Raw genomic sequence first — 18,463 nt, 5'->3', positions numbered from 1 at the left:
GGATGCTTGGTGAAGGTTATACTCGTCAGGCATCTTTTTTCTTTCCGCCAGTAAAAGCCCTTTTGTATGTAACGGCAAACTCCCTTCATCGTTTGCCGATAAACTTTTATATGGCTATGCTTTGAGGTTGTATTCGCCAAATGGCGACCTGCCTCTTTGTATGAGATAAAATCTGCGACTACGCCTTTCTTGGAGCTTTTCGTACAATGAAGCCTTTTGTCTGAGGATGGATCTTGTTTGCAGCATGGCGATTGTAGTTGGTTGCTCATGCTTACCTTCCTCTACAAATAGGAGTAGCCTTCGAAGCAGGTTCTCCTTCTGCTTGTCTTGGTCAATATGCTCATGCGACCACCCTCCATGCGGAAAAGTGTATTGCCTGTTGGTTAACCCTTGTTGCTGACGGCAAAACGCCATGGAAACGTGCTTTGCATTGATGATGGTTGCTGCAAATGATTGAGCCATACGATGCTGCTACGGTGTTCTTGCGTCCTTTTCTGAATTACCGATTTTTTGAAGCCACTATTTTTCCTATGCAAAGGTAGCGTGATGCTTCGACAGATGGAATCCGTCTTGTGCGGTCGCTTCGCTGTGACCAATAAAATAGCCGATAATCTTCCTTTTTCTCCTCACCGCCAACAGAAAACGAGTATTATAGTCGATTTTCTTGGTGCTGCCCTCATGTGCCACATCCCTGCTTTTGAATTGCATGTAAAAATTAAGTTTCACTTCAAAAAGTAATTCAATATGAAAAAAATCGAGAACACTTTCGTAGTAACAGGATTCGTAGGCAACAACGCAGAAATCCGTCAGTTCACCAACGCTTCAGTAGCACGTTTCTCATTGGCAGTCAGCCGTCAGGAGAAGAATGGTGAGGAAACCAACAGAGTATCAGCTTTCATGAACATGGAGGCATGGCGCAAGAATGAGCATGTTGACTCTTTCGACAAGCTGCAGAAGGGAACCATGCTCACTGTCGAGGGCTACTTCAAGCCAGATGAATGGGTTGATCAGCAAGGCACCAAGCACAACCGCATCGTCTTCATCGCAAACAAGTTCTATCCTACACCAGACAAGGAGGAAACTCCAACGGTAGAGCCTGAAAAGCCTACCAAGAAAGGCAAGAAATAGGATTTTTTCATTCTCTCTAATAAACAAAGCGGCTTCGGTCGCTTTTGTTTTGTTCATACAACCATGTTTACTTTTATAGCCACTATTAGCAAGTTTACTCTTATAACCGCCATTACGAGTTCCCTTTATATCAGCCAAATCACCTTTCTTTTTTAACGCTTCGTCCCACCCATCTGCGAAACCGCACCAACAGTTCGTCAAAGCGACATTCTTCATTTATCGGGAGTAACATCCCGAAAGATGAAGAATGACCATTTGCCGAAGGACAAGCACGAACAGAATGGCATTGGCTAACGGCATCCGTGACGCAACCGTCACTTACATGCTGTCTACCAATGCCACCCCTTTCGTGGGATAGCTTGTCTGGCTGTTGCGCAGTTTCACTCCCACCCATATCTTTTATATTCGCTTCTCGTCTTCCTTTTATAATCCATGGTTTACACTTTTATAGCCGTTACAAAGATTTCATGCCAAAAGACTCCTTGACTGTGGCGACCAACTGTCGCTACTGCAATAAGCCACATGGCATGAAGGCTGGAGCGGAAACACACTCGGCATGGATGCCAAGAGAGTTTCCCAATTACTCCTGCCGCATCTTTGTTCCGTCCTTCTGTTATAATCGGCAAACCGTTCTCTCTTTATAGCACTTCGTCCCACCCTTGCGGAATTGCACCGATGGCGCAGTTCCACACCCACCCTTTTCTTGTTGTAATCTTATGTAGTAGCACTTATAGTCATTTCATTTCGTCCATCGTCTTTGCCGCTTCGGATATTTTCCGCAAAGGTACCAGTTGCGTGGCAAATGCCAAATTGGGCATCATGGATGCTTTTCAAAAAATCTTCCTCTATGTGCCTTGCATATAGAGCGTATTTTTCGCTTCCAATTTGTCTTTTTGCCTTCCAACACCTTTGCGTGGCGGAAAAATATCCCTTGGGCAAGCCGAAAGGCTTCCGAAAATAGGGAAAATAAAAATTGAGTTTAACACAAATAATTTTTCCGACTATGGTAAGAATGATAGACGACAGCATCAAGAGACAGCTGAGCAAGAGGATGGATTTCTTCTTGAAGTATTTCCCTGTGAGAGTTCGCAATGTGGGCGAGGACGCAGTGGCTGCACGCCAACTGATTTGGGCGTTCAAGGATGCAAGGGACAACGCTTTTGAGAAGGTGGCGCAAATGACCGCAGCACATCTTATCAAAGTTTGTGGTGAGAAGATAAAGGACATCGTGTTTGTATGTGTGCCAGCCAGCACCCAAGCCAAGAACGAGAGTCGATACATGGCTTTCTGTAATCGTGTGAGCGAGCTTTGCGGCATCATCAACGGCTATTCGCACATATCCGTTTCAGGCGACCGCTTGGCAGTACACGAGCACCGCCATGACAAGGAAAAGAGCATCACTAAGACACAAGTGATTGAGTTTGATGAAGCCTACTTCAAAGGCAAGGACATCTATGTTTTTGATGATGTGGTAACGACCGGCGCAAGCTATGCCATTTTTGCCAATCAGTTGGAAATGTTTGGCGGAAACGTATTGGGAGGTCTTTTCTTGGGACGCACACACTATAAATATGCAAAGTGATATGGATAAGACAAAGTACATCAAAGCCAATTCCGTGGCTTTTTCGGGACATCGCACGATAGCGGAAGACCATAAGGACGAGATAAGGAAGAAACTGAGGGGCAAGATAAGGCTGCTCTATGCTATGGGCATCACCAATTTCTATTGTGGCATGGCACTCGGTTTCGATATGTTGGCAGCCGAGGAGGTGATTTCATTGAAAGTGAAACTTCCCAATCTGAAACTTATTGCCGTCATTCCCTATGACGGTCAGAACGAGAGGTGGAGCGCAAGGGAGCAAGACCGCTATTGGGATATTCTTGACAAGGCGGACGATGCTATCCTTTTGAGTAAGTACTATTTCAATGGATGCTTGCTCAGACGAAATGATTATATGCTTTCTCATTCGTGCGGACTGATTGCTTTCTTCGACGGCAAGCCCAAGGGCGGCACGTTCTACACTTGCCGAAAAGCCAAGTCGATGGGGATGGACATCATCAATCTGTACAAGTCACAAGTATAACAAACGAAAACTATAGCGTATGGACGACATCGTATCTTTGTTCGTGGTGTTCTTCGTGTTCAAGGCTTTAGGCGGAACGCTTAAAAGCCTTTTCCACGGAGACAAGCGAAATGATTTCAGAAGAGACAGATAAGGAATTGCCTTATCTGCCAAGTATTATGGGCAAGCCATACTGCAAGCATCAGTTGCAGTATGGCTCACCATTTATCTATATTGCACAAAAATCTAATTCGTTCAATAAGGATTTGTATGTTTTGCGAAACTTACTAATGGCAATATTTTTGATATTGCCTGGCTTGTTGCTTGTTATCAATTCATTCAGTAAAGCCGTGTCAGCTATGGCTGATTTCATTGCATCTACGCTCTTCTTATATCCGCATACCAATTTTGCGCCTGTAACAGACTTGAAGTGCTCAACTTCAGAGGTGTTAGCGAGTGTTTTACAACAACTAAAGTGAACTATTTTATCACGGAAGAAATCCCCAGCTATATCTGCCAATTCTTGTAAATCAACATTTCCATTCTCTCCCTCTAAACTTATAGAATGAAACCAACCATGACAAGCTATATAAACAATGTCTATTTTATTCCATTCACGTTTGTTCCTGTTGAAATACTCTATGTAGAGTTTCAAATCCTCTTTTGTCAAAATGTGCCTATAAATAGCATCGCATTTATGATATTCTTTCAACATTCTAAGAATAGGCTCGCTATTCAAATCAAAGCGTTCAGGCTTTTTGTGGGTATTGAATTTCCATTCTCCCTCAAAACAAAGTATATTCTTCATAAAATCACTTTTTATATATCACTTTCATTCTTTGGTTTTCTCTTGCCAAGCGGTCCGCTGAACTTGCCACGGTTCAGCTTCACCCCATACTTGTTGAGTATGCGGAACACCGAGCTGCGACTCCTGAAGCCGCTGACCTTCCAGATGTCATCGATAGTGTAGTTGTTGTTATACATATTGACGATATTCCTCTCACGGTCAATGCCTTTCTTTGGAGTTGAACTCTTGGCAGGTTTAATACCCGACTTGATATATTCCACATGGGCAGTAGCCTTGCGCAAGGCAACGACCTCTTCTGACAACGAACCGAACATGAAAAGCACATCGGCTATTGATGTACTTGGGAATAGCTCCCCCTTTGAGTCAATCTTATCCTGAATGGATATTATCCTTATCACCTTCACCCTGCAAAACTCCAGGAACATCGCCAATTCCCGAACACCACGCAGCGCATTGCTGAACTTCGAGATGACCAGTTCATCACCTCGTTCCAAACAATCCATGAGCTGCTTCCATTCCGGGCGTGTCTTCTCCTGGTTTGCACTATCTTCTATGATACGGCAACAGCCATACTTCTCCATCCAAGCCCGGTCAAAGGTGAATGTGTCATACTGCTCCGAGTTAAATATGTAACCTACTTTTGCCATAGCTATTATACACTGATTTGTAATTTGCCGACAAAGATACTTATATTCCATCAAAGTATAATCATACTCTGATAATTATTATAGTTAATTAAAGATTGATGTACTGCACTTTCTTGGATATATTATCATTTCATATCATGCTATAAAGTATGAATGAGAATAAAACATAAAGTTTGATTTGGTTTGAATAAATACCCGATAAATAGTCGTAAATTCGCACTGTAAATTTCAAACAAAGTCCGAAATGGAAAGTATAAACATTATCATATCTGCGGCAAAAAGCCGATTGAGGGTGAAGTGCAAACAATCTTGCACTTCAAGTTTTCGCATATCATACTTTGATGGTAGAAAACATATGTCCATGTTGTCTGCCATCATACTTGCCATTCTTTTGCTGGCATCCTGTTCAAAAAATGCCAGTGAATCATCTTTCCATGATGCAAGGGAGGCATTGGATGCGCAAAAGGAGTTCCTTTCAAGGATGAAATCAGACAAGGATTTGTCTATGGAACACCTTGCCGACAAAATATCCAAATGGCGTACTTTAGAAGACTCGGTTTCTGCTTGTCTGATGCGAGACACCATCAAAAAGGCACATTCGTTTCCGATGGAAGAATTTTCCAATGTCCATGACTCCATCCGTGACGAGTTTATGCGCATAGCTACCGCCAAGCGAAGGACATTCAAGGATGTGCTCCTGTTGAAGATGAACGTCTCCCCTTATAAAAGTAAGAAGGAAACGGACAGCCTTTCCTTGGTGGCTTCAAAGTTTTTTGAGAGTATGGACACCATACCATTATATAAAGGTGACAAGACAAGGATCTTGACCACCTATCATTTCTTCTTGGAGAAGGTGAAGAAGGAAGGCATTGCCAACCAATCACAGTTCCTCGCCTTTCTGAAAACGGAGGATAGGCTGTTCAGAACATTTCTATCTCATCTATACGAGATGAGCGACGTGTCGGTTTCGCATATAACAAGTGGAACAGAAGATGTGTGCAAGATGATTGCTCAATCTTCAAGGAAAGGAAACTTACCAGCAAGGGATGCCGTGGCATATATGGCGGTTCGTACCAATCGAAGAATCATCGCCAATGCGCAGACTTGCGTTGCTGATATTAAGAGTGGAAAGGTTACTTCCGCAGAACAACGGACTGCCTATTTTTGGATGATACTGCAACCATTCCTGTCCATTGATGACTTCGGAATGGCGATGCTTTCAGAGAATCAGCGAAAGGATTTGGTGCAACTGTCAATAGATGCTTTAGGCACAATCGCCTGTCTTAGCCATTCCTTGCAGATGGACAAGAATATGACAGACGGGTTACCAGATATGTTCATCAAGCTATACATTTCTTCATTATAAACACAATAGTTATGCTGCATAAATTTCTCAACGACTTCCTGGCACTTGCACCATTGCAGTTGCCAGAGCTTATCAACCAGGAGCGCATGGAACAGCCAGTCTATGAAGACGGCTATGTCCTGCTTGACTTCAAATTGGAAAAGCCTTGTCCTCTCGAAGAGGTGATGAACCTGTTCGAAGACCAGATGGAACTGGTCATCCTTTACCACAAGGTGACTTCCGTACATACAGAGTTCGGACAGTTCTGCTGTGCCTTCTCCAACCCTAATTTCGGGCGGATGTACAAGATGAATACCAGTACGGATGCCAATGGAAATGTCCACTCCGTCATGGTGACAATCTATGAGTCCTTGGAGTTCATGTACGGTGACTTGTGCCATGACATGGAACTGCAAGCGAGGACAGGCTTCTTCAAGTACAAGCGTGACAAGGCGGACATGCTGATGTGTTTCATGTGACATTACGTTCCTTTTATGAGCGACATGCAGCTTCAGAACATCGTGGACATCATCCACAAATGCCACACATGGATAGACGTTGGCAGTTCGTTCCATTGGAAAGACACCGCAGTTTCACAGCATGGCATGGTACAGACCGTCTGCTGTCGGTGTATTACCCTTCGGGCCTGTCATTCCAACAATGATTATGTCCGTGGGCAAGAGTGGCATATTCCTCTGCTTGACATTGACCGAAGTGCCAAGATTCTTATGAGAAAGGATGCTGGTTTCAAGAAACGCCTTGCTTCAAATGCTTTGACAATGGCGGATGTCGAGCGACTTTTCATGGAAGTCACCTATGGAATTATTGAGTTGGAGCTATTCGAAGGTTATTGACCGTTTTACATTACAATTTGATCTATGATATTCAAGATTATCTTTCTTTTATTCCCTATGTTTCTTCTCTTGGCATCAACGATGTGCTACAGGAAGAACAATCGGATGATGCAGAGATTTTATCTCCGCATGGTATTTTCGCATAATTTTCGAAAACTGTACACATTGCTGTTGCTGATGGCAATATTGGTGTTCAGTTTCGTGGCATATCAAGTACAGCCCAACGAGATTGGTGCTCATGTAATGTCACTGTTGGCATTGTTACTGTTCAAGTTCTCCTATGCAGACAATCTGCTGCATAGGTTGCATGACAACAGGAAATCATGTGCCATTGCTTTTACAGCCTCATTGGTGTTCATGTTCACTCCCCATTTGTACACATTGGGGGTGATGGTAGGCTTGCTCTTGGTGGCATCCATCTACTATCCGTCCTCAAAGGTCATCTTCAAGGCACAATGTCCTGACAGTGGCAGACACTTGGCGCAATGTCCTGAGGACATCGTGAACTTCTACTTTTAGTCCATTCTTGGAATATGCTACTTGGTACTTGGCACATTCTACAACACTCAGTCTAAAATGAGAATCATTATTTCACAACATCAACAAGACATTTTCAATGAAACATATACCAAAGGAAAATATAAAGGTAAGTCTCTCTGTCGGCTTTCTGGCATCTCTCCAGGACCGACATAACGAGCGGTATTCCAAACACGAAGCGTTCTGCTATCTGCTGGACAAGGCTTGTGAACACTACATGCCGAAAGCCGTAAGCAAGGAAGTGGCAGACGAATTGAAAGATTTTCTGTTTGTTACAACCAAAACTCAACTTGCGGAGGACTGGCATTGGCATCGTGCTACCGTGCGTCAGTTCCTCGAAAAATTAACGGAACATGGGCTGATACACTGCAAGGAGTTTGAAACGAAATACACCATCATCACGATGATTGGCATGAAGGACGGTAACGTTCCGACAATGCGAAATAGCATATTGGAACCAATCATCCGTTTCACAATGGACAGTTGGTTCAATGGCACTTCCACCACAGAAGAGACTGCCGTTGTCTGTGGTCAGATTGTAAAGGGTGCAGTAGCATTATCGCAAGAAAACAACTCTGCTTCTACATCATCTGACAACCAACTTTCATCTGATGATATTGCCACTTGCATGATTGGCAGACTTGTGGATTGTATGCCTCTTGTAGATGAGGAAGAACATAACAGACTTCAGCTGCGTAACGCAATCTTCAAGTTCTTCACTCGTGTTCTCAATCGAGACTGGCTCCAGTTGCTCCTTCTGATTAAGGAACTGCCCGACATCGCCAGTCATGGAAAGTCTGCTTCCGTCAAATTGAACACAGCTGAAGACATGAGCCTTTTCCAATCCCTGTGTTCCGCTTATAAGGCTTGCTGTCCTACCTCAACAGTTGAGACAGCTGCCAAGCCAGTTGTAACCGCCAAGGCGGACAACCATAAGTAGAGTTCTTTCTGTTCCATTATAGCTGCCTTACGGACATTCTCCTTTTAAGACCTCACGGTTCGGTACTGGCATATCGCACTCGTCGTGGCTTGCCTTTTTTAGCGCATCGGGCTTGCCCGCTGTTCACGAATTTAGGGAGTGTGGTAACTCATTACCCCTACGACCTATCAGTCTTCGGGAGAGTGTCCGCCAAGACAGCAAGCTGGGACACTGTTTTTACTGACACATATAAGCATATCAGAGATATGGAAAGAATAGCAAAGCAGGTATTGAACGTCAGGGGACGTAAGGGATGCGCCGCCGCTCTCAGCCGTGAATACCAACGAAACTGGAGCGACCGGGCTTGGCAGGTAGCCATTGCCAAGGGTAACTATGACCTCGGCAGACAGCATCTGAACTTCCAGATTTCCAAGGGAGGCAAGATAGCACCTATCGACAAGAGCAAGTCCATCCCACAGATGATGGCTGAGAACTTGGCTGCTCGTGGCATCAAGGACAAAAATGAGGGATTGACTGAGCCACGTTTCAGAACGGTGGCGGACTTCATTTTCAGCGGTTCACAATGGAAGATGCGTGAGCTTGCCTTCGGTGAACAAAAGGTTGTATTCAAGCCTGGTGACAACAAGGAAAATTATGCAGTCAAGCGTATGCCTGAGATTGAGCAATGGGCGACGGACATTTATAATTTTGTCGCAGGAAAGTATGGTGAGGAGAATATCGTTGCCTTCTATGTACACTTGGACGAGACTTCACCACACATCCATTGCGTTCTTCTGCCAATCAAGGACGGCAAGTTTGCCTTCAAAGAAATCTTCGCAGGTGCCAACAATCGGGAATATAGTCAACGTACATCGAAACTTCATGACGAGTTGGCGATGGTCAATGAACCTTGGGGACTGGTGCGTGGAACGAGCCAAACGGAGACTCGGCAACGACACAGACCTACGGAGGAATACCGCAAGCACCTGTCCGAGGAATGTTCTTCAAAGGAAGAGGAACTGGACAACCTTAACAAGGCTGTAAGCGATCTTCGGGTGGAAATAGCACTGGCAGAACGTCGTGTAAAAGGTCTCTCTTCCATGGTGGAACATCTGGAAAAAGAGAGACATCAGAAGATGTTGGAGATTGACAAGTTGAAGGTGCAGATTGCTAACAAGGAAGGAGATAGTTCCATCTTGTTGCAGAAGTTGGAAAAATTGCAAAATGAGTTGGCTTCCGTTGATGAGAAACTGGCTGACAAGAAAGACAAGCTCGCTGTAGCTGACCGGCAGTTGGATGAGTTGAACAAGGACATGGAGTTTATCAAGGAGCGGACAGAGACGCTTCGACAGGATGCCATGCAGTTCTCTCGTGAAGCTCAGACTGGTGCTGGCACACTTATCAAGACAGCTATGTTGGAAAGCATGGTCACTGACTACCGTTCCAAAATGGCATCGTTGCCACCTGAAATCAAAGTAGCATTTGACGGTTCGCCATTGGAAACCATAGCCGAGCACACTGCCGAAGTTCTTCATTGTGCCACCTTATTATACCTTGGCTACATCGACCAAGCCACGACATTTGCCGAAGGGCAAGGTGGCGGAGGCGGTGGCAGCAATGACATGAAATGGGGGCGCAACGATGACGAGGATGACAGGCGTTGGGCGCACCGCTGCCTTGCGATGGCAAACAGGATGATGCGACCGAAAGGCAGCAAGGGTAGAAAGCGTTAATAGAAAAAATAATCGACAAATTGAAATTTATGATTAGAAAAGCAATATTTATGATGGCATTGTGCCTATGCGGACAAATGCAAGTCAATGCAGAGACTATGGATGATGGCACGGATGATTTGGTGCCGTCTGGCATAAATGAGGATATGCTCCGACAGATTGAGCCTACATACCTCAAAGAAGTGGCAGTTCCTTCTGCATGGTCTTCCAACTGGTTCGTTGGTATGTCTGGTGGCATATCAACCTTTGTAGGAAAGCCGCATGGTACAGGGAACTTGTTCGACAGGATGAAACCTTCCCTAGCAATAGAGGCAGGAAAATGGTTCACGCCAGAGATTGGTGGTCGATTTAGTTTCCAAGGTTTTCAGTTCAAGGATGCCAGCAAGAATGTCCGTGATTACAAGATGTTTCATGCGGATTTTCTTTGGAATGTGACCAACAGTTTTGTCAAAGACCATGCCACCACACAAAGATGGGGATTCATTCCGTATGCTGGTTGCGGTATTATCCATAACGAGGATAACGGCAAGAGTCCGTTTGTCATCAACTATGGTGTGATTGGACAATATCGTTTAACAAAGCGTTTGGCGGTCAACATGGAATTGGGTGGCGCAACCACATTCCGTGACTTTGATGGTGTTGGCGCATCCAACAAGTTTGGTGACAATTTGTTCACCTTGTCTGCCGGACTGACTTTCAATATCGGGAAGGTCGGTTGGAAGAAGGTTGTAGATGCCGCTCCTTATATCAACCAGAACAAATGGCTGGCAGATTACACCAATGATTTGTTGGCTCGCAACCAAAAGTTAAGCAAAGCTCATGCGGAGGATGCCAATGCCATCGCTGAGATGAGAAAGATCTTGGAGATTGAAGGATTGCTGAAAGCCTATGCCGACCGCCTATATTATGCGGATAGTACGGAGTATTGCATATACCCGAAAAATGACTACAGCGGTTTGAACTCGCTCCGTGCAAGATTGGCTCACAAGGATTGGAATGGCATGGGAAAACCAAAAACAAGCCGCTCTCTGGAGTATAGTTTCTCCGTTTCTGATTCTGTTTCTTGGAACAAATACGTTGCAGAAATGGCAGGTGGAACCAAGTGCATCGGTTCGCCAGTGTTCTTCTTTTTCAAGATTGGAACCACGCAGTTGGCTGACGTTTCACAGATGGTAAATTTGGATGAGCTTGCTCGTGTAGCAAAGGCTTATCATCTCAAAATTTCCGTTGTTGGTGCTGCCGACAGTGCCACAGGAAACGATGGCATCAACAATCCTCTCAGCAAGTCAAGAGCGGATTATATCACGCAACAGCTTGTGGCAAGAGGCATTGACAAGTCCATGATAATATCAAAAAGTAAGGGCGGTATTGATAAGTATTCACCAATTGCAGTCAACCGTCATACGGCTGTCAGACTATTTGCACAGTAAATATGTTTTACTATCATTCATACGATAAGCGGTAATCTGCAAAACAATGATTATCAAAAGAAAGAGTCCGTTCGTGATGAATGGGCTCTTTCTGCTATTGGTTGTTTTGTTCTTTCTCCTGTCGCAATATCTTGTTTATGACAGTGATGACTTGCTCTTGTATATAAGCTTTGAACATCGTGTCATCCTTTATGGCAAAGTCCAACTGTTCATATACTACAGTATTGACAGAACTTCTGAGTTGTTTTAACTTGTCATTTACTGGTATCTGTCGATGGGCTTGCCAATAGAACGAAACTTCATCTTGCACTATCGCTTTCAACACCATTTTCTGTTCACGGCTGAGTTTCTTGAAAGTCTTGTTTTCTCGTTCTTCGTTGTTGCCATATAAAATAGTATCGATATATTCATCGGCATCAACGATCTCAAACTCATTGTCCCCGAAAGGCAAGTCCAAAATCTTCTTGTTGCTTTTCTTCATCTCACCCATGCACTCCTTACAGATGTGTTGGACATGACCTTTCCCCGAAAATGACTCGTTCGACTTGTATTCACCACAAATCTTACAGTAATGTCCTTTATGCTTCTTCTTTGCCATATCTCTTATCTTATCAAGGGTTATGCAACTGTATGAGAATGCAGGATGCATCATCTTCCAAGTATTCTATACGACTTGGCAATTTGTTTTCTACTATAACAGAATCTATGCAATCCTTGGATTGATAAAATCCATCTGTACATAAAAACAACAAGTCCATGTCTGATATTTTCGTTTCTTGAATGGATATAGGGTTGCGGAAACCTCTTCCATTCACACAACGAGTCAGAAAGGTACAATTATCACCTTCCTTCTGGTGGTCTTCAGTAAGTTGATGTATACCTTTTTCTTTTTTGTAATATAGACGAACATTTCCTTGCCATGCGTAATAGGCAGTATCATCTTTTATGTATAAGACGGTAACTGCTGCTCCCATTTTGCAACAAAGAGCCTTGCATTTATCTGCAACTGCAATGTCTGCTTGTTCAAAAGCCTTTGCTAACAGATCTCTTATATCCACAGAATTATGTTCTGCCAATATTTTATAAATACTTTGTGCAACAGTGACAGCTGCGATCTCACCATATTGTAAGCCACCCATACCATCGGCAAGGATAGCGATGCAACTCCTATCTTGTAATTGTTTGCACAAGATAAAATCCTGGTTTGTATCACATAAGCCTTTTTGACTACAATAATTTATATCTATCATTATAAATCCCTTTCTTCTGTAGCAGAGCGAAACACTTCTGAAATGACTTGCCATGTTCTCCTTACTTGGTCATAATTCAAACCCGATTGTGAATTGAGAGTTTGGCTTATCAAATAGCTTCTCTCCTCCAACTGCAATTCCTCGTCAATTTTGTCTGCATAATATACAAGTTGGTCTCGGTTCAATAACTTTGCCAAATCGTTTGCCAGCCAATAGCCACTAGCTACATATTCGTCAAAATCTTCCCAATCATACACTTCCATATACGCTTCTCGATCCAAGTTTGCCATAAGGTAGTTGTCCAATATGAACGACATATCCTCTGCATCCTTGTTTGTGGTTAGATGTCTGTCCATCCAAGCATTGAACTTCAGCAAGAATAATCCATGCAAAGAAGCTATCTTTACAGTGAATCTGTCATCAATACTAACAGTTATAGCATCAGAAAGCACTTCGTCAAACCCTTTTACGGACATGGCAATTGTTTCTTCGGGTGGCCAATAGATGTTGTCATCTTCCTTGGCGACATATCCGTATGGAACAACATCTATCTCATAGTCACCATAATAGAAGCGTTGGTGTTTTGCCTTGTCCTTCTCGAAACCATCCGCAATCAAACTATTTTTGATTTTGTCAAATTCCTGCCAGTTTGGAACAGCTATAGCCAGATCCAAGTCTCTTGTCTTTCTACGTGATGACGTGTTCAGCATCTGCTGCATGACTATATCTCTAGCGGTGGCTCCTATGATAAAGAAGTCGTGATCCATTCTACGGAAACTATCTGTAAGTTTCTCCAACAAATCCACAAGAAATGGATTGTTTATCTTTTCACTCGAAATCTTTAAGCTCATTCTTTAATATGCGTTGCGCAGCCTCCAAGCAGCGACTATTGCCACTACCCATCAAGTCTGCATAGATTAATATAGCAGGAACAGTTCTGTTGTCAGTTTCCCAATTCCAAAATTTGTTGTACAGATGAATTTCCCCATTTGCATCTTGCTTGACGACACCTGTTCGTATAAGATGTGCTGCAGGTATTTCCGTGTATATGTCGAAAATTCCTGGTTGTAAGTAGCCATCCGTCAAGTTTGCGGCAGGCTCTCCTCCCCATGACATGCCCTTTGGCAAGGCTATGTTTTTCCACTCATTTCTATTCGCTTCTGTTCGAAATGCCATTGCGCCTACCAGCAATTTGGGTTTCAATACTTCATTGTAATTGCTAACCCATAAGTCAAGCAGTTGTTTTTTGTCTTTTATTATGCGACCGTTTTTAGTGTCACAAACAAAACCACGTCTTGCAAGTTCATCCAAAACGTTTTTCACGCTTCCCAAAGATACACCAATTTGCTCTTTTATCTCTCGATAAGGCTTCTTTATATTGTCTGCATTTTGCAACAGATAAAACACGACCTTCAATCCTGCATCTTGAAATACGGGATAGGTTTTCACCTTGGACTCTGTATTTTTCCTTCCTTGATTAAATATTTGGAAAATCAAGTTCCCTGCCTTTGTATATCTGACAAGGCAGTTTCCTGCACAGTCCAGATAGTTGATGCCTCTGTTTGCCAATTCTGTTGATACCTGTGGCGTGACATATTGCGTAACAAGCAAGATTTGCTGCTTGTCATTGTTCATAGTTTGCATAGTAGCTAATGTCGGATTTAATGTGGCCTTGGTTATGTTTTCCCTTACATGACACACAAAATCTACATTCATGATCTTAACAGTGACATCATTTTCATTGGTACAATTTACTTTGACGGCTGTTGTTGACACAACATCCCCCACAGGAAGGCTTGCTCTAAGAGCATCCAATGCTTGGTTTATTATGATATTGTTTGCCATCATTTTATGTTATTTGTTCAATATATCAGTTGTGTTCAATTTGATTGAACATTGCAAAGATAATGAACAAAACTTAAACGAACGAACTTTTTATTCAATATTTCATCTTGTTCAACACTATTTAACATAGTGCGAAGATTGAACAGGGATATTTTCAGAAATACAATTCCCGAAAAGTGACACAAATGACAAAAAACGGGAATGCTCGAACTGTATATGCCGGTTCTAACAGATCTCTCTATTATCAAAAAGCGGTAATCTTACCAGTTTTAGTCACTACACATCTCCCATACCCCTTCATCCTCCCTTGTTTTTCCTTAGCAAATTTAGTTCAGCCCACCAGACCGTCAAGTATCGCCTTGCTATTAGCAGGTTATTTCATCAGCAGCCTTCCACCAATCAAAGATTGGGGTATTCCAATGAAATAATCTCCCAATTCCTTGTCTTGTCTGCCTCCATGTCCGAACTCTTGATTGCACGTAAAATCAATTCCCTCAATGAAGTCGTAAAGGCTTCGAGAATAGGGAAGAAAAAGAAGTTTCACAATTTAATCCGAACAGATATGAACGATATGATTAACGAAAGAGACAAGGAGTTTGCCAATGAGTTTTCACGCTTCGTGAACGGCAAGATGTGTTCCGCATCCAAGGTGGGTGCAGAGTTTGCCAATGACCACCGCTTTCTTGTAAACGAGAAGTTCAAGGTGATGATGGCTTTCATGGAGCAGTTGGCTGTAAACTATCAGAAGGGCTATTATGACCTTCGCAATGAATGGGCTTGCACCTTGGCACATGCTGCCATTGAAGCCTTGCGTGAGCAGCAGCTCTACTATCCATCTTCACCAGATTATTCACACAATAAATAATACAGCTATGACAAGCAGATTGATTACACCACAGTTGGCGGAGCAGTTCAAGCAATATCCGTTTTATTCACAGGACGGCAAGAAGAAGGATGCCATTTGCCAATGCGTCTTCTTCATCGGCAAAGTCCGTTGGTATGTATTGGAAGGTCAGCCGGAAGGCAATGACTTCACGCTGTTCTCTATCGTTGTCGGTCTCGCCGATACAGAATATGGCTATGCTTCCATCAAGGAAATGGAGAGTATCAGCGTGGATGTCGGATATAACCTTCCCAAGATACCGATATTGCAGGACAAGAGCTTCAAGCCTTGCCCAATAGGGAACATTCCCGACGAAAGATTGCAGTCGTTCCTGTCTGATATGTATGACAGGGAAGAAGCTTAAACCACACATCAGCCGTAGGCTTCTTGCCTATGGCTGCTAAAAATCAAACGATATGATACAGCAAAAGATAACGGAGATAGCCGAAATATTAGGATGGAGCGTTGATTTCTCCGAGCCACAAAATGGCAAGACAGATGTAAACTTCGCCAAATATACTTCCTATGGTCAAGATTTCAATTTCAGCGTGGAACTTGAAGACGATGATATGGAAGCCTTCATCGACAATATCCATGAGTATTATGAGAACTTTGATGTTGACGAAGAAGCGTACATTTGGATTGGCTCAGACGGTCACGGAAAAAATGGCGCACCTTACCACATTGCCGATATAGTCAAAGACATGGAGGAAGCCGAAGTCATGATGGCTGACCTTTATGAGGCATTCAGACAATATTATTCACAGTTGGAACCTCAAGCCGTATGACAATAGAACAATATCTTTACCGCCTATGTCGAAACATTCTCAATGAGCGTTTCGACTGGCGCAAATACCTTACCACCCGAAGCTATTTCGGCAGAGACCTTTGCGTCACTCCGCTCCATGTCTCCTATGGACAAATCGGCTATACCATCCATTTCCCTTACTCTCGTGACCCAATGCCCGAACTCGCATATGATTGGGAAATGAACGAACTCACCATCGATGAGGAAAATTGGCAGAAATGGCTTGCTGACGAAGATGAGGAAGATGGTGACAGCGAAGATGCCACACCCGAATAATGAAAAAATCCAGGATGCTTACACATTGATATATATATATGTGCGCATCTTGGATTTTTGCTTTTTTGCTACAAATAGCCTTATTATCGGCGGAACACAGACCTTGCGACCTTTTCTTCTTCTGCCTCAGTTTGCTCACTATCATTTGATGATGCGGATTGCTTCATGTCCTTCGCATCCTTGTTTTCTTCCGATACTGAAGCTGCAACATCCTCACTCTGTTGTTCCTTCATTTCCAAAGACACTTCGTCTATTCTCTGCGTGAGAATAGACGTTGCCTTTTTCACATCCATCAAGGTGGTCTTGATGAAACTTGGCGACTCCTTCAGACTGCCGAGCCACGATTTCAGATAGGCGGCACTGTCTTCCTTCAGATTCTTGGTCATGCCATACTTCTGGCACACCAATGCACTGCCCAACTCTGCAACCAGTTCCTCACGTGCATATTCATCGGAACCGAAGCCCGACTGCGGTTTGAGACGGTTCAACTGATTTTCCGCTCCTGTCGAGTGAACCATCTCATGGAACGCTGTTCCATACCACGACTCACCATCCTTGAACTGTGACTTTTCAGGAATGGTTATCTGGTTGCGGGAAATGGAGTAGAACGCATTGTCCTGGTGTTCGATATTGATGGGACAAATCCATCTCTGCTCCTTGAACATCCGGTCAACAGCAGGAAACGAATACATGTCACCTTCCTTCACCAATGCCTTCTCTGGCTTGTTCTCTGCTTCCAACTTGGCATACAATTCAGGTCTTGCCGCCTTCAGATTGGTCTGTGCCACATTGAACACCTGGTACACATTCAACTTCGGATAGACATTATACTCCTTCTGCTCCTCAGCACTCATTCGCTTGTAGTCGTCATAGGGTATCTTTTCTTTTGTCTCCTTGTGTACAATGGTGAAACTTGTCAGCATCACGGGAAAACTCTTCTCTCCCTTATTGATGCCAACCTTGGGCAACGGCTCGCCATTGGCATCCACCATCTGCTTCTTGTTACCTTGCTTGTCGGTCTGATAGTTCAAACCCACTGCACGGTTAAAGGTGCAGAACACTGGCAACTCGTAGCCTTTCTTCTCGCAGAGCATGGTGAGCAACAAGGCATTCATGCCGTTATACTCTCTGCCAGACAGGTTCTTCGGCCAACTCAATGTACCTTCCGTAAACCAAGGCTTTTGCCATCCGTCCTTGCTTCCCAACGACTCGATTTTCTCTATCATCATGTTGGCGAAGGTGTCCAAGGCTCTGTCTTCAGCATTCTTTCCATCGCCATTATTCTGTGGACTCTTATTGTAATATGCCATACTTGCTAATTGTTAGGATGATACGGTTTCTTCTCCCACTGGTTCAACTCCGCCACCTTGCAGCCTAAGTTGAGTCTGTCGTTATACACCGAGATTTCCAACTCGCCCTTTGCCTCGATGGTGGCTTTCGACTGCAGCCATTCTTCCTTTTCTTCCGAGAACCGGACAAAGCGCACCCAGGTAAAGACAAATTCTTCTTCAATCTTCTCTGCACTGAAAGCAGAAAACATCAGGAAAGCCTTACCATTTTTGCCTTTCTTCATATCAATGTCCTTACCGACCTTGCCCTTGAACTCCATGTCGCCCACGATGCCATCCTTGCTTTCCGATACAGGCGAAAGGTTCACTTCCGATACTTTCAAGTTGAAATACAGGTTGTCATCTTTCTTCTTGAAGGTCAATACACCTTTCAACTCAATGCGGTTGCCCACGACAATGCCTTCCGCATCGTCACCATCCATGATACAACTGACAATCACGGTCTTGTTGATACCACTCTTGGCTGGCACCACTACATCCATGGAATATGTCGTAAAAGGCATTCCGTCCTTCCCATTGCGAACCACTGCAGCCTTGCTGACGGTTCCGCACACACTTACGTTACATTTAATCATAGCTCAAATACTT

At 43.7% G+C, this 18,463-nt stretch carries 23 protein-coding genes and 1 pseudogene; 14 read left to right on the top strand and 10 right to left on the bottom strand.

Annotation, left to right across the window (positions count from 1 at the left end; genetic code table 11):
- Nucleotides 1-114 precede the first annotated feature (114 nt).
- Both KUA46_RS10970 and KUA46_RS10965 read right to left on the bottom strand, forming a co-directional pair.
- Nucleotides 115-462 (bottom strand): hypothetical protein, encoded by a 348-nt coding sequence (locus KUA46_RS10970; RefSeq protein ID WP_234238134.1) that lies wholly within the window; start codon nucleotides 460-462, stop codon nucleotides 115-117.
- A 66-nt stretch (nucleotides 463-528) separates the two neighbouring features.
- Nucleotides 529-708, bottom strand: coding sequence for a hypothetical protein (locus tag KUA46_RS10965; protein ID WP_217313220.1), 180 nt, complete (start codon nucleotides 706-708; stop codon nucleotides 529-531).
- A 36-nt stretch (nucleotides 709-744) separates the two neighbouring features.
- Between KUA46_RS10965 and KUA46_RS10960 the strand changes: the two genes are divergently transcribed.
- The 3 genes from KUA46_RS10960 to KUA46_RS10950 all read left to right on the top strand — a co-directional run bounded on the left by KUA46_RS10960 (nucleotide 745) and on the right by KUA46_RS10950 (nucleotide 3,212).
- The gene (locus KUA46_RS10960) at nucleotides 745-1,128 is read left to right on the top strand and encodes a single-stranded DNA-binding protein (RefSeq protein WP_217313221.1); all 384 of its coding nucleotides are present in this window, start codon (nucleotides 745-747) and stop codon (nucleotides 1,126-1,128) included.
- A gap of 1,003 nt (nucleotides 1,129-2,131) precedes the next feature.
- A complete protein-coding gene (locus tag KUA46_RS10955; RefSeq protein WP_058322074.1) occupies nucleotides 2,132-2,710 on the top strand; it encodes a hypothetical protein in 579 nt (192 codons plus the stop codon).
- Nucleotide 2,711: 1 nt separating this feature from the next.
- The gene (locus KUA46_RS10950; RefSeq protein ID WP_217313222.1) at nucleotides 2,712-3,212 is read left to right on the top strand and encodes an SLOG family protein; all 501 of its coding nucleotides are present in this window, start codon (nucleotides 2,712-2,714) and stop codon (nucleotides 3,210-3,212) included.
- Between the two features lie 208 nt (nucleotides 3,213-3,420).
- Here KUA46_RS10950 and KUA46_RS10945 read toward each other — a convergent pair whose 3' ends face one another.
- Nucleotides 3,421-3,999, bottom strand: a complete 579-nt coding sequence (locus KUA46_RS10945; protein WP_117701461.1) for a DUF6642 family protein — start codon at nucleotides 3,997-3,999, stop codon at nucleotides 3,421-3,423.
- A gap of 11 nt (nucleotides 4,000-4,010) precedes the next feature.
- A complete protein-coding gene (locus KUA46_RS10940) occupies nucleotides 4,011-4,646 on the bottom strand; it encodes a recombinase family protein (RefSeq protein WP_217313223.1) in 636 nt (211 codons plus the stop codon).
- Between the two features lie 355 nt (nucleotides 4,647-5,001).
- Between KUA46_RS10940 and KUA46_RS10935 the strand changes: the two genes are divergently transcribed.
- From KUA46_RS10935 to KUA46_RS10905, 7 genes are all read left to right on the top strand, one after another.
- Complete coding sequence (locus KUA46_RS10935) at nucleotides 5,002-6,012, top strand: hypothetical protein (protein WP_217313224.1); 1,011 nt, start codon at nucleotides 5,002-5,004, stop codon at nucleotides 6,010-6,012.
- Between the two features lie 11 nt (nucleotides 6,013-6,023).
- Nucleotides 6,024-6,470 carry a hypothetical protein gene (locus tag KUA46_RS10930; protein WP_217313225.1) on the top strand — a complete coding sequence of 149 codons (447 nt, stop codon included), beginning with the start codon at nucleotides 6,024-6,026 and terminating at the stop codon, nucleotides 6,468-6,470.
- 15 nt (nucleotides 6,471-6,485) lie between these two features.
- On the top strand, nucleotides 6,486-6,845 hold the full coding sequence (locus KUA46_RS10925) for a hypothetical protein (RefSeq protein ID WP_217313226.1): 360 nt from the start codon (nucleotides 6,486-6,488) through the stop codon (nucleotides 6,843-6,845).
- Between the two features lie 105 nt (nucleotides 6,846-6,950).
- On the top strand, nucleotides 6,951-7,364 hold the full coding sequence (locus KUA46_RS10920) for a hypothetical protein (RefSeq protein ID WP_217313227.1): 414 nt from the start codon (nucleotides 6,951-6,953) through the stop codon (nucleotides 7,362-7,364).
- 97 nt (nucleotides 7,365-7,461) lie between these two features.
- Nucleotides 7,462-8,322 carry a hypothetical protein gene (locus KUA46_RS10915; RefSeq protein WP_217313228.1) on the top strand — a complete coding sequence of 287 codons (861 nt, stop codon included), beginning with the start codon at nucleotides 7,462-7,464 and terminating at the stop codon, nucleotides 8,320-8,322.
- Between the two features lie 245 nt (nucleotides 8,323-8,567).
- Complete coding sequence (mobV, locus tag KUA46_RS10910; RefSeq protein WP_217313229.1) at nucleotides 8,568-10,034, top strand: MobV family relaxase; 1,467 nt, start codon at nucleotides 8,568-8,570, stop codon at nucleotides 10,032-10,034.
- A 29-nt stretch (nucleotides 10,035-10,063) separates the two neighbouring features.
- Nucleotides 10,064-11,464: an OmpA family protein gene (locus KUA46_RS10905; protein WP_218487614.1), complete on the top strand. Its 1,401-nt coding sequence runs from the start codon at nucleotides 10,064-10,066 to the stop codon at nucleotides 11,462-11,464.
- Nucleotides 11,465-11,558: 94 nt separating this feature from the next.
- Here KUA46_RS10905 and KUA46_RS10900 read toward each other — a convergent pair whose 3' ends face one another.
- The 4 genes from KUA46_RS10900 to KUA46_RS10885 are packed head-to-tail and all read right to left on the bottom strand — an operon-like array spanning nucleotide 11,559 to nucleotide 14,562.
- Nucleotides 11,559-12,062 carry a hypothetical protein gene (locus tag KUA46_RS10900; protein ID WP_217313269.1) on the bottom strand — a complete coding sequence of 168 codons (504 nt, stop codon included), beginning with the start codon at nucleotides 12,060-12,062 and terminating at the stop codon, nucleotides 11,559-11,561.
- A gap of 13 nt (nucleotides 12,063-12,075) precedes the next feature.
- Nucleotides 12,076-12,714 carry a PP2C family protein-serine/threonine phosphatase gene (locus KUA46_RS10895; RefSeq protein ID WP_217313231.1) on the bottom strand — a complete coding sequence of 213 codons (639 nt, stop codon included), beginning with the start codon at nucleotides 12,712-12,714 and terminating at the stop codon, nucleotides 12,076-12,078.
- Complete coding sequence (locus tag KUA46_RS10890; protein WP_217313232.1) at nucleotides 12,714-13,565, bottom strand: nucleotidyl transferase AbiEii/AbiGii toxin family protein; 852 nt, start codon at nucleotides 13,563-13,565, stop codon at nucleotides 12,714-12,716. The genes KUA46_RS10895 and KUA46_RS10890 overlap by 1 nt, the downstream gene beginning before the upstream one ends.
- Complete coding sequence (locus KUA46_RS10885) at nucleotides 13,543-14,562, bottom strand: type IV toxin-antitoxin system AbiEi family antitoxin (protein ID WP_217313233.1); 1,020 nt, start codon at nucleotides 14,560-14,562, stop codon at nucleotides 13,543-13,545. The genes KUA46_RS10890 and KUA46_RS10885 overlap by 23 nt, the downstream gene beginning before the upstream one ends.
- A gap of 559 nt (nucleotides 14,563-15,121) precedes the next feature.
- Here KUA46_RS10885 and KUA46_RS10880 point away from each other — a divergent pair.
- The 4 genes from KUA46_RS10880 to KUA46_RS10865 are packed head-to-tail and all read left to right on the top strand — an operon-like array spanning nucleotide 15,122 to nucleotide 16,526.
- Nucleotides 15,122-15,424 (top strand): sulfide:quinone reductase, encoded by a 303-nt coding sequence (locus KUA46_RS10880; RefSeq protein ID WP_217313234.1) that lies wholly within the window; start codon nucleotides 15,122-15,124, stop codon nucleotides 15,422-15,424.
- A 7-nt stretch (nucleotides 15,425-15,431) separates the two neighbouring features.
- Nucleotides 15,432-15,806: a DUF2958 domain-containing protein gene (locus KUA46_RS10875; protein WP_217313235.1), complete on the top strand. Its 375-nt coding sequence runs from the start codon at nucleotides 15,432-15,434 to the stop codon at nucleotides 15,804-15,806.
- A gap of 52 nt (nucleotides 15,807-15,858) precedes the next feature.
- Nucleotides 15,859-16,230 (top strand): hypothetical protein, encoded by a 372-nt coding sequence (locus KUA46_RS10870; RefSeq protein ID WP_217313236.1) that lies wholly within the window; start codon nucleotides 15,859-15,861, stop codon nucleotides 16,228-16,230.
- Entirely contained in the window at nucleotides 16,227-16,526 is a 300-nt protein-coding gene (locus tag KUA46_RS10865) for a hypothetical protein (RefSeq protein ID WP_217313237.1), read from the top strand. The genes KUA46_RS10870 and KUA46_RS10865 overlap by 4 nt, the downstream gene beginning before the upstream one ends.
- Nucleotides 16,527-16,636: 110 nt before the next feature.
- Here the strand turns inward: KUA46_RS10865 and KUA46_RS10860 are convergent.
- Nucleotides 16,637-17,836: pseudogene (locus KUA46_RS10860) on the bottom strand (ArdC family protein); the annotation flags it as partial.
- A gap of 5 nt (nucleotides 17,837-17,841) precedes the next feature.
- Complete coding sequence (locus KUA46_RS10855; protein ID WP_022121732.1) at nucleotides 17,842-18,450, bottom strand: hypothetical protein; 609 nt, start codon at nucleotides 18,448-18,450, stop codon at nucleotides 17,842-17,844.
- Nucleotides 18,451-18,463: the final 13 nt, after the last annotated feature.

This window comes from Segatella copri (assembly GCF_019249765.2).
GTDB classification, from domain to species: domain Bacteria; phylum Bacteroidota; class Bacteroidia; order Bacteroidales; family Bacteroidaceae; genus Prevotella; species Prevotella copri_K.
Note: the sequence above shows the minus strand (reverse complement) of the source record. Positions and strands in the feature narration are given on the sequence as shown.

What these genes read in the sequence shown, in the direction of transcription:
- KUA46_RS10970 (WP_234238134.1), bottom strand. Translation starts at nt 462, where the DNA reads ATGGCTCAATCATTTGCAGCAACCATCATCAATGCAAAGCACGTTTCC.
- KUA46_RS10965 (WP_217313220.1), bottom strand. Translation starts at nt 708, where the DNA reads ATGCAATTCAAAAGCAGGGATGTGGCACATGAGGGCAGCACCAAGAAA.
- KUA46_RS10960 (WP_217313221.1), top strand. Translation starts at nt 745, where the DNA reads ATGAAAAAAATCGAGAACACTTTCGTAGTAACAGGATTCGTAGGCAAC.
- KUA46_RS10955 (WP_058322074.1), top strand. Translation starts at nt 2,132, where the DNA reads ATGGTAAGAATGATAGACGACAGCATCAAGAGACAGCTGAGCAAGAGG.
- KUA46_RS10950 (WP_217313222.1), top strand. Translation starts at nt 2,712, where the DNA reads ATGGATAAGACAAAGTACATCAAAGCCAATTCCGTGGCTTTTTCGGGA.
- KUA46_RS10945 (WP_117701461.1), bottom strand. Translation starts at nt 3,999, where the DNA reads ATGAAGAATATACTTTGTTTTGAGGGAGAATGGAAATTCAATACCCAC.
- KUA46_RS10940 (WP_217313223.1), bottom strand. Translation starts at nt 4,646, where the DNA reads ATGGCAAAAGTAGGTTACATATTTAACTCGGAGCAGTATGACACATTC.
- KUA46_RS10935 (WP_217313224.1), top strand. Translation starts at nt 5,002, where the DNA reads ATGTCCATGTTGTCTGCCATCATACTTGCCATTCTTTTGCTGGCATCC.
- KUA46_RS10930 (WP_217313225.1), top strand. Translation starts at nt 6,024, where the DNA reads ATGCTGCATAAATTTCTCAACGACTTCCTGGCACTTGCACCATTGCAG.
- KUA46_RS10925 (WP_217313226.1), top strand. Translation starts at nt 6,486, where the DNA reads ATGAGCGACATGCAGCTTCAGAACATCGTGGACATCATCCACAAATGC.
- KUA46_RS10920 (WP_217313227.1), top strand. Translation starts at nt 6,951, where the DNA reads ATGATGCAGAGATTTTATCTCCGCATGGTATTTTCGCATAATTTTCGA.
- KUA46_RS10915 (WP_217313228.1), top strand. Translation starts at nt 7,462, where the DNA reads ATGAAACATATACCAAAGGAAAATATAAAGGTAAGTCTCTCTGTCGGC.
- mobV (WP_217313229.1), top strand. Translation starts at nt 8,568, where the DNA reads ATGGAAAGAATAGCAAAGCAGGTATTGAACGTCAGGGGACGTAAGGGA.
- KUA46_RS10905 (WP_218487614.1), top strand. Translation starts at nt 10,064, where the DNA reads ATGATTAGAAAAGCAATATTTATGATGGCATTGTGCCTATGCGGACAA.
- KUA46_RS10900 (WP_217313269.1), bottom strand. Translation starts at nt 12,062, where the DNA reads ATGGCAAAGAAGAAGCATAAAGGACATTACTGTAAGATTTGTGGTGAA.
- KUA46_RS10895 (WP_217313231.1), bottom strand. Translation starts at nt 12,714, where the DNA reads ATGATAGATATAAATTATTGTAGTCAAAAAGGCTTATGTGATACAAAC.
- KUA46_RS10890 (WP_217313232.1), bottom strand. Translation starts at nt 13,565, where the DNA reads ATGAGCTTAAAGATTTCGAGTGAAAAGATAAACAATCCATTTCTTGTG.
- KUA46_RS10885 (WP_217313233.1), bottom strand. Translation starts at nt 14,562, where the DNA reads ATGATGGCAAACAATATCATAATAAACCAAGCATTGGATGCTCTTAGA.
- KUA46_RS10880 (WP_217313234.1), top strand. Translation starts at nt 15,122, where the DNA reads ATGAACGATATGATTAACGAAAGAGACAAGGAGTTTGCCAATGAGTTT.
- KUA46_RS10875 (WP_217313235.1), top strand. Translation starts at nt 15,432, where the DNA reads ATGACAAGCAGATTGATTACACCACAGTTGGCGGAGCAGTTCAAGCAA.
- KUA46_RS10870 (WP_217313236.1), top strand. Translation starts at nt 15,859, where the DNA reads ATGATACAGCAAAAGATAACGGAGATAGCCGAAATATTAGGATGGAGC.
- KUA46_RS10865 (WP_217313237.1), top strand. Translation starts at nt 16,227, where the DNA reads ATGACAATAGAACAATATCTTTACCGCCTATGTCGAAACATTCTCAAT.
- KUA46_RS10855 (WP_022121732.1), bottom strand. Translation starts at nt 18,450, where the DNA reads ATGATTAAATGTAACGTAAGTGTGTGCGGAACCGTCAGCAAGGCTGCA.